Raw genomic sequence first — 12189 nt, 5'->3', positions numbered from 1 at the left:
ACAGCCAGCCATGTCTTACACGCACAGGAGGAATTCCATGCTGGAAGCGAAGCTGAACCTTCAGATTCAGGACGAGCTCCACGAGGGCCACGACGGTGAGATCGCGGAAGAGGCCACCCCGGTTCTCGCCACCCCCGCCCTCGCCGGTGCCTTCGTCGGCGGCGCCGCCGTCGTGACCGGCGCCTACGCGGCCGGCAAGGCTGTCGGCTGACCATCGCCCAACCGCCGGCCGAATTCCTACCTGCGGCCGGAATCCCGTCGCAAGACTTCACCAAGAACAGGAGTGTGCGCATGAACGACATCACTTCGCACATCAACGAGTCGGCCGAGCTCGCCGCCGTCGACGCCGAGGGTGCCATCTTCGCGGACAACACCCCCGTGCTCGCCACCCCGGGTGCCTTCCTGGGCGGCGTCGCCATCGCTTCGGCGACGGTCGCGGCCTTCGAGGCGGGCCAGGGCTGATTTCAGCCCCTCTCCTCGCTCACGCCGTCGTGTAGTACCCCCTTCTACAAGTCAGCGTGAAACAAGGGGACTCTCCTCCCGGTCGGCCGGCCGCAAAACCGGCCGACCGGATCCCCCGTTATCCGGTTTCTTTTAATTTTTGACCACTCTGTTTTTTCGCCATATTTGCCGCACCACGCCTCTTGCCAAATCCCCCACATTTCAGACCACCACCCGCACCCGGGACACCGGCACCGAGGAGACCGACGTGAAATCGCTTGCCAAAAAGCTGACCTCGACATTTCTCGGGCCGGTCCCGATCTCCCGTGACCGCACGCTCGCAATCTCCGAGCGCCTCACGGCAGTCACGTCACTCACCTCCAGCATCGAATACATCACCCACCAGCGGCAGATACGCCGCGGCGGGCTCAACGACTGGACGATCGCCCGCGGCATGCACGCCGCCTCCACGCGGCCCACCCGCCGCATTCTGGACGCCGTCGGCCACCCCCGCACCACGCAGGCACTGCACATCGCCCGTATCGCGGCGGGCGCGGCGCTCCTCGCACCGGGCAACGCCCGCTGGCGAGGTGCCGCGAACATGTTCCTCGGGCTCAGCAACGCCGCCCTCTACCCGCGCCACCGCTACGGCACGGACGGCTCCGACCAGGTGTCGTCGTTCGTGCAGACGGCCGCGGGAATGGCCCGGCTCTCCACCCAACCCGCCGTGCAGGACGCCCTGTTGTGGTACGTCGCACTGCAGGCGAACCTCTCCTACCTCGTCTCCGGCTGGGTGAAGCTGCTGGGGCAGCCGTGGCGGGACGGATCCGCGCTCAACGGCATCATGCGCACGCGTACGTACGGGCACGAGGGCCTGTGGAAGCTCACCAACCGCTACCCGGTGCCCGCCCGCTACCTCGCGCACGGCGTGCTCGCGCTGGAGTGCCTCTTCCCGGTGGCGTACCTCAAGGGCGGAGCCCTCGCCCGCCCGATCATGGCCAGTGCGGCGGCGTTCCACGTGGCCAACGGCTACTTCATGGGCCTGGGCCGGTTCATCACCGCCTTCGAGGCGATGCACCCGATGGTCGCGTACACCAGCGCACCCAAGTCGCACCCGGCGGTGGCCGGACGGGACGACAGGGCGCTGACCGCGACGGCGTCGATGGCGGCCATCGGCATCACGATCGCCGGGTTCCTCGCCGCGATGCGCCGGATGCGGGCCACCGACCCCTGGCCGCACGGCCGCGTCCTCACCACCCGGCACGGCAACGAACTCCACTACAACGAGCGGGTCTCGGAGAACGAGAAGGCACCCGTCCTCGTCTTCGGCACCGGGATGACCTCCACCGCCGAGCACTTCGGCTGGATCACGGAGAAGCTCGTCGAGGACAGCGACTACGGCATCATCACCTACAGCCGCGCCGGCTACGGGCCGAGCAAGCACCGCAGCCCCGCCCCGTACAGCCTCCAGGAGTCCGTGGACGACCTGGTGGACCTGGTCCGCGGCGCCGTGAACGAGGGACGGGACGTGTACCTCGTGGGGCATTCGCTCGGCGGTGAACTCGCCCGCCGCGCCGCGCGGGAGCTCGGCGACCGGGTCAACGGCGTCATCTACCTGGACAGTTCGCACCCGGAGGAGCTGAACCGCTCCAAGCAGCAGAAGGAATCCGCGGAGCGCCTCAAGGACGGCCTGAACATGTTCACGCGCAGCCTGCGGGCGGGCATGGGCGCGATGCTGGTACGTCCCCGCTGGGTGCACAACCTGCCTGCCGAGGTCCGCAGCCGCGCCTTCGCGCAGTACGCGGACAGCCGGCTGTGGCGCGCCGGCATGCGCGAATGGGACGCCACCGAGCGCGACTTCAAGGCATTCGAGGGCGATCTGCCCTCCGTCGGGGGCCATGCGCTGGTGCTCTCCGCGCAGCGGACCGTCGACCGCGACCCGGAACAGCTGCTGATGCACAACGAACTGGCCGCCGCGCACCGAGGGGACGGGCGCATCGTCCGCAACTCGGTGCTGGAGGGCGCCGACCACGACACAATGCTCACCGACGCCCGGCTCGGCACCGACGTGGGGCGCCGCATCCTCGACTTCCTCCACGAGGTCGAAGCGAAGGAAGGCGGCGCGGGACGCAGCGGGTCCGGCGCCGAGGGGAACAAGTCCGAGGAGGCACGATGACCAGCTCGCAGACTCCCGCATCGCTGGCCGGAACGGTGACCCGTACGGCCCGCGGCACCCGGTCGGTGCTCGCCCGCGCCTTCACCGGTCCGGGCGGCCTCACCCGCGCCGCCGGCGCCGCGGTGCTGCTGGGCACGCTCTCCGCGCAGCACCCGAACCCCCTGTTCAACAGGGCGCAGAAGATCGACATCTTCTCGGTGCTCTTCCCCAACTGGCGCTTCTTCGCGCCGACTCCGGCCCAGCACGACTACCACATCCTGTACCGGACCCTGGACCACGACGGGGAGACCTCCCCGTGGAAGATGGTCGAGGTCATCGTCGGCCGGAAGCTGCACCAGATGTTCTGGTTCCCGGGCCGGCGTCCCGAGAAGGCGATCTTCGACATCGTCACCGAGCTGATCACGCAGCTGGACAAGGGCTTCGGCGCGCTGAAGAAGCTGCCCTCCTACAGGATGCTCTGCGCGTTCCTCCGCCACCGGCTTCAGGAGGAGGGCAAGGCGGACGACGTGAAGGGCTTCCAGTTCACCCTCGTCAGGGCCACCGGCTACGAGGAGAACGACCCCGAGGTCATCTTCGTCTCGCCCTACACCCCCATGGCCGTCGAGTCGGAACCCGCCGCGGCGGCACGCAGCTCCCGGCCCTCCTACGAAGCGCACATACGGGACGACTCCCGCGAGGAAGTGCCCGTACAGCCTGCCTGACCGAGCACCGACTGTCCGTCCCGCGAACCTGTGGGGACGGGTGAACCACAACCGGATTCCCGAAAGGGGTCACATGTCCACCGCATCGATCGTCATCGCCGTCATCGGCATCGTCATCGCCGGATACCTCGCGCTGAACCTCGCCAAGAAGAAGAAGTAGTCCGCCGCCCCCAACGAGACCGAGAGGAGGCCCCGATGACTTCCGTGGACGACGTAGGTTACGGACGCCAGTTCGGCGGCTTCTACGACAGGATCTTCCCGAGCGGTCCCTACACCGAGCCGACCGTCGCGAAGCTCGCCGCCCTGCACCCCGCACCCGGCGAGCGGGCGCTCGAACTCGGCGTCGGCACGGGGCGGGTGGCGATTCCGCTCGCCCAGCGGGCCTTCCCCGTCACGGGCGTCGACTCGTCGCCCGAGATGCTGGAGCAGCTGACGACGAAGGCGAAGGAGGCCGACGCCGACGTCGAGGCGGTGCACGGCGACATCCGCAAGTACACCGACGACAACCAGTACAAGCTCGTCTACTGCATCTGCGCGACCTTCTCGATGCTGCTCGACCCCGACGACCAGCGCGCCGCCATCCAGTGTGCTGCCGACCGCCTCGCGCCCGGCGGCATGCTCGTGGTGGAGACCTCCAACGCGGGCGGTGTACGGGCGCTGCACGAAGGCCAGCAGCGCACCTCGTACTTCCTCCCGTACCCCGAGCCGAACACGGGGCTGCTGACGTATTCGACCCTCCTCGACAACGGCCTGTGGCACGCTTCGCACATCTGGTTCGAGGACGGCAAGTCGTCCATCGGATCCGAACTGGCAAGGCTCACGACGCCGGACGAGGTGGACGCGTACGCCCAGGCCGCCGGTCTGCGGCCGGCGGACCGCTGGGCGGACTGGAAGGAGACCCCCTGGGCCGAGGACTCCCCCATGTTCGTCAGCACCTACACCCGCAATTGAGGTGAGCGCCATGAGCACCCTGGAGGCGAAGGCGAGTTCCAGGACCCTCCACGTGGAGGGTCAGGACGACCGGATCGGACCGGCGCACGCGCGCAGGCGCGGCGGCGGTCCGGGACCAGCCGCCGTCTGGTATCTCGCACGGCGCCACAGGGCGCTCCTGGCCACCGGCATCGTCGTAGGGCTGATCGGCGTCACGGCGCAGCTCGCTCAGCCCTACGCGATCGGTGAACTGATCAAGCAGGCCGGGCAGAACAAGCCGCTCTCGGCGGCGATCATCCTTCTCGTCGCGCTGTTCTGCGTGGACGGCGCGTTCTCGGCGCTGCAGTCGTACCTCATCGGCCGGGCGGGCGAGAACATCGTCTACGACGTGCGGATGCTGCTCACCAGACGGCTGCTGCGCGTCGACCTGTCCGCGTACGGCAAGCAGCAGCAGGGCGACGTCCTCACCCGCACCGTCGCCGACACCTCGCTGGCGAAGATCGCGCTCTCGCAGAGCCTCGCCCAACTGGTCATCAACGGCTTCACGGTGGCCGGCGGCGTCATCGTGATGTTCCTGATCGACGTGTGGATGATGCTGATCACCCTGGCCTGCCTCGGCATCGCCAGCGCGATCTCCCTCTTCCTGGCGCGCAGCGTGCGCCGCGCCGCGATGGTCAACCGCGAGGACACCAGCCAGTACGGCTCGGACGTGCAGCGCGCGCTGTCGGCCCTGCCGACGGTGAAGGCGTCCCGCGCGGAGGACCGCGAGACGCACCGGATAGGCCTGCTGGCGTGGAAGGCCCGCAACTCGGGCGTGCGCGTCAACGGACTCAACGCGCTGTTCATGCCGGCGATGAACGTGGGGACGCAGGCGGCGCTCGCCGTCGTCGTCGGCGTCGGCATGACGCGGGTGACCCGCGGCACGATGTCGATGGCCGACCTCACCGCGTTCGTGATGTACCTCTTCTACATGGTCTCCCCGCTCGTCCTGTTCTTCCTCGCCATCGGGCAGTTCCAGCAGGGGCGCGCCGCGATCCGCAGGGTCGACGAGCTCACCGTCCTCCCGCAGGAGGGCGGCGTCCTGGACAGGATGCGGCACAAGTCGAAGCCCGCACCGGCCAAGAAGTCGCTGTCGGCGGACAAGGAGGCCGTGGAGTTCCGCGACGTCCGCTTCAGCTACGGCGGCGGGGAGGACGGCGCGGAGACGCTCAGCGACGTGACCTTCTCGGTGGCGTCGCGCGGGATGACGGCCATCGTCGGCCCGTCGGGAGCGGGCAAGACCACGCTCTTCCAGCTCGTGGAGCGCTTCCACGCGCTCGACGGCGGAGCGATCCTCGTCGGCGGCAAGGACATCGAGACGATGCCGCTGAGCACGCTGCGCGGCCTGGTCGGGTACGTCCAGCAGGACACCGCGGCGATGCGCGGCACCATCCGCGAGAACGTCGTGTACGCCGAGCCGGACGCGAGCGACGAGCAGATCCGCGAAGTCCTCGAACTGGCGGGTCTCACCAAGGTCGTCGACGCGATGCCGGACGGCCTGGACACCGAACTCGGCGACCAGGGCAGCGGCCTCTCCGGCGGTCAGCGGCAGCGCCTGTGCATCGCGCGCGCACTGCTGCAGAAGCCCGCCGTGCTCCTCCTCGACGAGGCCACCTCCCACCTGGACTCCGACTCCGAGCGGGAGTTCCGCGAGACGCTCAGCAAGGTCACCTCGCGCTGTGCCGTCATCGCGATCGCGCACCGCATCTCGACCGTCGTCGACGCGGACAAGATCGTCGTCATGGCCGACGGCCGGGTGCAGGACTCCGGCAAGCACGACGAACTGATGAAGCGGAGCGCGCTGTACCACCGGCTGGCCAACTCCCAGCTCCAGGCGGCGCACACCATGACGAAGGCCCCCGCGCAGGTGCCGCAGCCGGCGCACGCGGGTCCCGTGAGCACCGTGGACACGGCGGAGAACACTCTGTGACATCCGATGTGGCCGTCGTCGGCACCGGCCCGAACGGCCTCGCCGCCGCGGTGACCATGGCACGCGCCGGACTGAGCGTCGAACTGTACGAAGCGGCCGGGACCATCGGGGGCGGGCTGCGCGGCGAGGCGTTCTTCGACAGCGGCATCCGCCACGACGTGTGCTCCGCCGTGCACCCGATGGCCGCCGCGTCGCCCTTCTTCCGCGAGTTCCAGCTCCCGGAGCGCGGCGTGGAGCTGCTCAATCCGCCCGTCGCGTACGCGCACGCCCTGGACGACGGACGCGCGGGGCTGGCCTACGGCGATCTGGACACCACCTGCGAAGTCCTCGGGAAGGACGGGCCCGCCTGGCGGCGCCTGATGGCTCCGCTCCTCGAACACAGCACCGGCCTGGTCGACTTCTTCATGAGCGGCCAGCGGTCCGTGCCCCGTGACCTCCTCGCGCCGCTGCTGCTCGCAGCGCGGCTGCCCGCGCACGGCACCCGGCTCGGCTCGCGGGCCGGCTCGCCCGGCAGCCGCCTCCTCGGCGGCTTCCGCGAGGACGTGGCCCCGGCTCTGCTGGCGGGCGTCGCCGCGCACGCCGTCGGCAAGCTGCCGAGCCTGGCGTCCGCTTCGGTCGCGATGCTGCTGGGGCACCTCGCGCACGGTCCGGGCTGGCCCCTGCCCCGCGGCGGCAGCGAGCGCATCGCCGAGGTGATGGCCGACGACATCCGCGCGCACGGCGGGACGTTCCACACCTCGGCCCGCGTCACCGACCTGCGGCAGTTCGACGGCGTACGCGCCGTGCTGCTCGACACCGACCCCACCCAGCTGCTGGAGATGGCGGGGGACCGGCTTCCCGCCGGCTACGCCCGGCACTTGAGGCGGTACCGGTACGGCCCCGGCGCCGCCAAGGCCGACTTCCTCGTCTCCGGGCCCGTCCCGTGGACGAACCCGGAACTCGGACGGGCGGGAACCGTCCACCTGGGCGGGACGCGTGAAGCCGTCGCACGGCAGGAAGGGCTGACCGTGCGGGGCGAACGCACCGACGAGCCCTTCGTCCTGCTCGTCGACCCGGCCGTCACCGATCCCGGGCGGGCACGTGACGGGAAGAGGCCCGTGTGGGCGTACGCCCATGTACCCAACGGCGATCCTCGCGACCCCGTCGAACTGCTGCGTACCCGCATCGAGAAGTACGCGCCGGGGTTCAGCGACACCGTCATCGCCGCGCGCGGCATCCCCGCAGGCGAGTACGAGAAGTACAACGCGAACTACGTGGGCGGCGACATCGGAGCGGGCGCCATGACGCTCTACCAGTCGGTGGCCCGTCCGGTGCCCTACCTGGACCCGCACCGCACGCCGCTGCCGGGCGTCTTCCTCTGCTCGGCGTCCACACCGCCCGGCCCGGGCGTGCACGGCATGTCCGGGTATCTGGCCGCCCGCTCCGCGCTGCGGCACCGATTCGGGATGCGCGAGGCACCGTCGCTGGGTCCCGGACGGGCGTGACGGCGACGGGTCCGGCGGCCGGACCGAAGTCCGGCACCCCGTCCTTCTGCGCCCGCTCCCCGGCGCCGGGGGTCAGATCCAGCCGCGTTCACGGGCGAGCAGCGCCGCCTGCGGACGGTTGCCCGCGCCGAGCAGCTGCATGAGATCGGCGATGTAGCGCCTGTACGTACGGACCGAGACGCCCAGATCGCGGGCCCCCGCCTCGTCCTTGCCCCCGGAGCACATCGCCCGCAGGACCATCCGCTCCAGTTCGGACGGACCGTTCTCGCCTTCGGACCGGCGCTCCCCGAGCAGGGCGCCGAGGTCGTCCGACTCCGCCCAAATCGACTCGAACATGGCGAGAATGTTGGAGACGAGGCCGCTCTCCTGCGCGAACAGCGCACCGCGCGAGCTGTCTTCGGGGTGGACGGGCACGACGGCGGTGCGGCGGTCGTACATCTGGATCTTCGCCGTGGTGTGGCTGACCAGCCGCACCCGCGCTCCGTGGGACTCCAGTTCCCGCAGGTAGGAGACCGTCGGGGCGTGGTCCAGGGCCTTGCGGACGAGGACCGTGCGGACGCTCAGCCCCCTGCGCAGGCAGCGGAGCACCCGCGGCCGGTCCTGCTCGATGTCCTCCGGCCGAAGCGCCGTCGCCGGCTCCACCAGGGAGACCTCTTCGCGGGCGAAGAAGGCCAAGTCGTCGACGCGGTCACGGATCTTGGGCGGATCGGTGATCTGCTCGATGCCCACCACGGTCGGCGGCTGCTGCGCCGCGCTCTCCGGGCGGAGCGAAGCCACCAGCGGCTGAAGCTCGGTGACCTGCTGCAGCTTCTCGTGCAGTTCGTGGAGGCGGAGGTCCAGCAGGCGCGCCACCGCCACGTCCGGATCGGCGGCGGCCAGCCCGTCCTCCTCCGCCGTGCCGCTCCCGGCCTCCTGCTCCGGCGTTCCGCCACCTCGCAGCAGCCCCAACTCGCGCAGCCGGCCGAGCTCCTCGCGCGCCGCGTGCGGCGTCAGCCGGAGCTGCTCTATCAGTCCGTCGATCCCGATCCCCGGCTCGCGGAGGCACAGCCGGTAGATCTGCTCCTGTTCCTCGGTGAGACCGAGATAGGACATCTCGTTGGTACTCAAGCTGATCTCCCCCACTTCGGTCGCCTGCTGGGCCCGTGCAGTGGGTGGTCGTCAAAGCTTTGTGTCCCACGAGCCTGAACAGGAATCCGAGCATAGAAAAAACGAAGGCTTCCAACACCCCTCGGACCGGGGGCAATTCCTGGCAGGCCGTCGTGTGGTGCGCTTCTGCCCCCGTATGCACCCTCCCCATCGGAAGATTCGACTCCGCTAAGCCGGTTCTGTGTTTGGTTTATAGTGGGCACCGAGCCGCACGGATCGAGCAGGATCCGGTCGGCTCCTGCGGACGTAGCTCAGCTGGTAGAGCGCAACCTTGCCAAGGTTGAGGTCGCGAGTTCGAACCTCGTCGTCCGCTCGGCCGTGCACACGCGGTGTGCACACGAGAAGGGGTCCCGGTCTTCCCGACCGGGACCCCTTCTCGTGCGACGGAACGGCCTTGGGCGGCGCCCCGGGTGCGCCCGGACGCCAGGCGGAGGAGCGCCCTCGTACGGGGCGTACCCGGGCGGCTCCGACAGTGCAGCAGTCGGGCGTGCTGGGCGGCGCGGGCCCGACGAAGATCCGAACGACGTGCCCTCAGGCCCAGTCGAGGCCCGTCAGCCGGCTGTAGGCCTCCACGTACTTCGCCCGCGTCTGCTCCACGATCTTCTCCGGCAGCGGCGGGGGCGGGAGTTGACCGTTCCGGTCCCAGCCGGAATCGGCGCCGGACAGCCAGTCGCGGACGAACTGCTTGTCGAACGACGGCTGCGGGCGGCCCGGCTGCCACTGGTCGGCCGGCCAGAAACGGGACGAGTCGGGGGTGAGCACCTCGTCGCCGAGGAAGAGGCCGACGTGGTTCTCGGCGGGGACGCCGATGCCGTCGTCCGCGCCCGTACCGTGACCGAACTCCAGCTTCGTGTCGGCGAGGATGATGCCGCGGTCGAGGGCCACGTCACGCGCCCGCTGGTAGACCGCGAGGGTCAACTGCCGCAGCTGGGCGGCGGTCTCCGCACCCACCTCGCGCGCGACCTCCTCGTAGCTGACGTTCTCGTCGTGGTCGCCGACGGCGGCCTTCGTGGCGGGTGTGAAGATCGGGCCGGGCAACTCCGAACCGTCGGTGAGGCCTTCGGGGAGCGCGAGCCCGCAGACCGTGCGAGCCTGCTCGTACTCCGCGAGGCCCGAGCCCGTCAGGTAACCGCGCGCGACGCACTCGACCGGGATCATGCGCAGCGAACGGCACACCGTCGTGCGCCCTTCCCAGTCGGCGGGGGCGCCGGCCGGAACCTCGGTGCTGATCACGTGGTTCGGCACGAGGTCCGCCAGCTGCTCGAACCACCACAGCGAGAGCTGCGTGAGGATCCGGCCCTTGTCGGGAATCTCGGTGGGAAGCACCCAGTCGTACGCCGAGACGCGGTCACTGGCCACCATCACCAGGTCGCCCGCCTCGTTCCGGTACAGGTCGCGCACCTTGCCGGTGTGCAGATGCAGCAGGCCCGGCACCTGCACTGGCTCGGGCTTCTCGACGAATCCGGACACTGCTCCTCCGGGGGTTGGCACGGCTCCGGATACCGATTGTCCCGTACGGGCTCTCGCACACACTCCGGGGCGGTCCGGTCAGGGAAGGAGCGGGCAGCCGCCGGGCCGCGGGAGCGACGACCGGCCGTGCGCACCCGGGGCGCCCAAGGCCGCGGTGTGCACGGCCGCGGTGTGCACAGCCGCGGTGTGCACAGCCGCGGTGTGCACAGCCGCGGTGTGCACGGCCGCGGCGGTCAGTCGCTTTTGCACACGCGGTCCAGCAGGTTGGCCGTCGCCCGCTGCACGCGGGAGTCGACGTGGCCTGGCCGGTCCAGCGCGGGCGTCCAGGCGAAGGTGCCGGAGCAGAAGACCAGCGCGCCGGACGGCGCCCGGTACAGCGACGTCTCCTGATGGCGGCGCGCACCGCCCGTGTCCTGGTACGGGGAATGGGCGAGCAGGACGCGCTCGGTGTACTCCGGGAGGCTCGTACGGGGGAAGTAGCGGTCGGCCTCGCCGGCCACGAGACCCGGGATCCCGTCGCCGTCACCCGCCTCCGTCCCCTCCCACAGCCAGTGTTCGCTGTTGCGCACGATCAGCGGGTACGGCTCCGGGACCTGGCCCGCGTACTGGACGCCCAGGATGTGCTGCTCCGGCTCGCCCTGGGAGCGCCACTGGGCCGACCGGCCGGGGCCCCGGCGCTTGCGGCAGGTCAGCAGCCGGTCCGGCGACCCGCCGGGCAGCGGGTCCAAGTCCACCTGCCAGTACATGGTGTTGGCGGAGAGGAAGACGAGCGAGGTGCCGCCGTCACGGGCCCGTTCGACGGAGCGCCGCATGGGCACCGACCAGTACTCGTCGTGCCCCGGGAAGATCACTCCGCGGTGGGCGGCGAGATCCACGCGGCCCGCGTGGACGTCGCGGGCGTCGGCGTACGCCAGGTCGTAGCCGACGCGTTCGGCCCAGCGGATGAAGTCGTAGGCGTGGCCGATGTGCAGGGGGAGGCCGGCACCCGCGTAGGGGCGGTCGAAGGAGACGGTGACGGCGGCGTCCTCCTCGCCGAGCAGGCGTCCGTGGTCGTCCCAGGCGTGGTAGAGGCTGGCACCGTCGCGGCCGTTCTCGGGGAAGAGGTTGTACGCCTGCCAGGTGAGGTCGGGGAGGACGACCAGCAGATCCGCGGGGTCGCGGTCGCGGACGGTGAAGGGGATGTGGGAGCGGTGCCGTCCGTCCGCGGTGGTGAGAACCGCCACATAGGCGCCCGTCGACCAGTGGGAGGGGACCTGGAGCCGCCAGGAGAGCCACCAGTTGTGGCAGGAGACGGTGCGGTCGGCGGTCAGGGGCGGGGGCTGCCGGATGCCGGACAGACGGGGACTCGTGGTGATCTTCGTCGCGCCGATGCCGCCGTAATGGCCGACGCGGTAGACGTCGACGGCGAAGGCCTGGGGAGGGTCGACGGTGATCCGGAAGTCCAGGGAGTCCCCCGGCGCGGTGCCGCCGTCGCTTCCGGCGAACCCCTTGATCTGGCAGTGCACGTCGTCGGCGGTCCTGGGGCGGCCCACTCCGGGCTGGCTGAGGGACTCGCCGGGGAGGAGGCCCTCCAGCCCCGTCTGGTCCACGTACCAGGGCACCATGCGGCCGTTGTCGAAGTACTGCTCGCCGAACCGGAGCCAGGGGAGCGGCCCCTGGCCGAACGGGTCGGTGGCCGCGTGCGCGAGCGCCCCCGACTCCCAGTGCCGGATGTCTTCGGTCCCCACCTGTGACTCCCCAGTCCACATTTGTCGCCCCCGCGGCTTCAGCCCATCACATTACGCGAGCGCGACATCACCCTTGGTCGCTCATTTGGCCGATACAAGCACTCGGTCTCGGACAGGCGTACCAGCGCGGGCGGCGCAGGCGGTC

Annotated in this window: 10 protein-coding genes and 1 tRNA gene; 8 read left to right on the top strand and 3 right to left on the bottom strand. The window is 70.4% G+C overall.

Annotated features, from left to right (window positions below; genetic code table 11):
* Nucleotides 1-37: 37 nt before the first annotated feature.
* The 7 genes from H181DRAFT_RS29365 (at nucleotide 38) to H181DRAFT_RS09680 (ending at nucleotide 7701) form a co-directional block, all read left to right on the top strand.
* Entirely contained in the window at nucleotides 38-211 is a 174-nt protein-coding gene (locus H181DRAFT_RS29365) for a hypothetical protein (RefSeq protein WP_158715429.1), read from the top strand.
* A gap of 80 nt (nucleotides 212-291) precedes the next feature.
* Nucleotides 292-462 carry a hypothetical protein gene (locus tag H181DRAFT_RS29360; RefSeq protein WP_158715428.1) on the top strand — a complete coding sequence of 57 codons (171 nt, stop codon included), beginning with the start codon at nucleotides 292-294 and terminating at the stop codon, nucleotides 460-462.
* Nucleotides 463-709: 247 nt separating this feature from the next.
* A complete protein-coding gene (locus H181DRAFT_RS09700) occupies nucleotides 710-2617 on the top strand; it encodes an alpha/beta fold hydrolase (RefSeq protein WP_078895619.1) in 1908 nt (635 codons plus the stop codon).
* Nucleotides 2614-3318, top strand: coding sequence for a hypothetical protein (locus H181DRAFT_RS09695; RefSeq protein WP_074467789.1), 705 nt, complete (start codon nucleotides 2614-2616; stop codon nucleotides 3316-3318). The genes H181DRAFT_RS09700 and H181DRAFT_RS09695 overlap by 4 nt, the downstream gene beginning before the upstream one ends.
* Before the next feature lie 195 nt (nucleotides 3319-3513).
* Nucleotides 3514-4269 (top strand): class I SAM-dependent methyltransferase, encoded by a 756-nt coding sequence (locus tag H181DRAFT_RS09690; RefSeq protein WP_045863854.1) that lies wholly within the window; start codon nucleotides 3514-3516, stop codon nucleotides 4267-4269.
* A gap of 10 nt (nucleotides 4270-4279) precedes the next feature.
* Nucleotides 4280-6217, top strand: coding sequence for an ABC transporter ATP-binding protein (locus tag H181DRAFT_RS09685; RefSeq protein ID WP_074467788.1), 1938 nt, complete (start codon nucleotides 4280-4282; stop codon nucleotides 6215-6217).
* Nucleotides 6214-7701 (top strand): phytoene desaturase family protein, encoded by a 1488-nt coding sequence (locus H181DRAFT_RS09680; protein ID WP_045863853.1) that lies wholly within the window; start codon nucleotides 6214-6216, stop codon nucleotides 7699-7701. The genes H181DRAFT_RS09685 and H181DRAFT_RS09680 overlap by 4 nt, the downstream gene beginning before the upstream one ends.
* Before the next feature lie 72 nt (nucleotides 7702-7773).
* Here the strand turns inward: H181DRAFT_RS09680 and H181DRAFT_RS09675 are convergent, their stop codons facing one another.
* On the bottom strand, nucleotides 7774-8808 hold the full coding sequence (locus tag H181DRAFT_RS09675; protein ID WP_107068726.1) for a helix-turn-helix transcriptional regulator: 1035 nt from the start codon (nucleotides 8806-8808) through the stop codon (nucleotides 7774-7776).
* Nucleotides 8809-9087: 279 nt separating this feature from the next.
* Between H181DRAFT_RS09675 and H181DRAFT_RS09670 the strand changes: the two genes are divergently transcribed.
* Nucleotides 9088-9160, top strand: a tRNA-Gly gene (locus H181DRAFT_RS09670).
* 218 nt (nucleotides 9161-9378) lie between these two features.
* On the opposite strand, the gene H181DRAFT_RS09665 is transcribed toward H181DRAFT_RS09670, so the two are convergent.
* On the bottom strand, nucleotides 9379-10317 hold the full coding sequence (locus H181DRAFT_RS09665) for a phosphoribosylaminoimidazolesuccinocarboxamide synthase (protein ID WP_045863851.1): 939 nt from the start codon (nucleotides 10315-10317) through the stop codon (nucleotides 9379-9381).
* 233 nt (nucleotides 10318-10550) lie between these two features.
* Entirely contained in the window at nucleotides 10551-12044 is a 1494-nt protein-coding gene (locus H181DRAFT_RS09660) for a N,N-dimethylformamidase beta subunit family domain-containing protein (protein WP_045863850.1), read from the bottom strand.
* Nucleotides 12045-12189 lie beyond the last annotated feature (145 nt).

The sequence above is a fragment of the Streptomyces sp. WMMB 714 genome, assembly GCF_900090125.1.
GTDB classification, from domain to species: domain Bacteria; phylum Actinomycetota; class Actinomycetes; order Streptomycetales; family Streptomycetaceae; genus Streptomyces; species Streptomyces daqingensis.
Note: the sequence above shows the minus strand (reverse complement) of the source record. Positions and strands in the feature narration are given on the sequence as shown.

Excerpts from the sequence above, each read along its gene's own strand:
- H181DRAFT_RS29360 (WP_158715428.1), top strand. The coding sequence starts at position 292 with ATGAACGACATCACTTCGCACATCAACGAGTCGGCCGAGCTCGCCGCC.
- H181DRAFT_RS09690 (WP_045863854.1), top strand. The coding sequence starts at position 3,514 with ATGACTTCCGTGGACGACGTAGGTTACGGACGCCAGTTCGGCGGCTTC.
- H181DRAFT_RS29365 (WP_158715429.1), top strand. The coding sequence starts at position 38 with ATGCTGGAAGCGAAGCTGAACCTTCAGATTCAGGACGAGCTCCACGAG.
- H181DRAFT_RS09685 (WP_074467788.1), top strand. The coding sequence starts at position 4,280 with ATGAGCACCCTGGAGGCGAAGGCGAGTTCCAGGACCCTCCACGTGGAG.
- H181DRAFT_RS09695 (WP_074467789.1), top strand. The coding sequence starts at position 2,614 with ATGACCAGCTCGCAGACTCCCGCATCGCTGGCCGGAACGGTGACCCGT.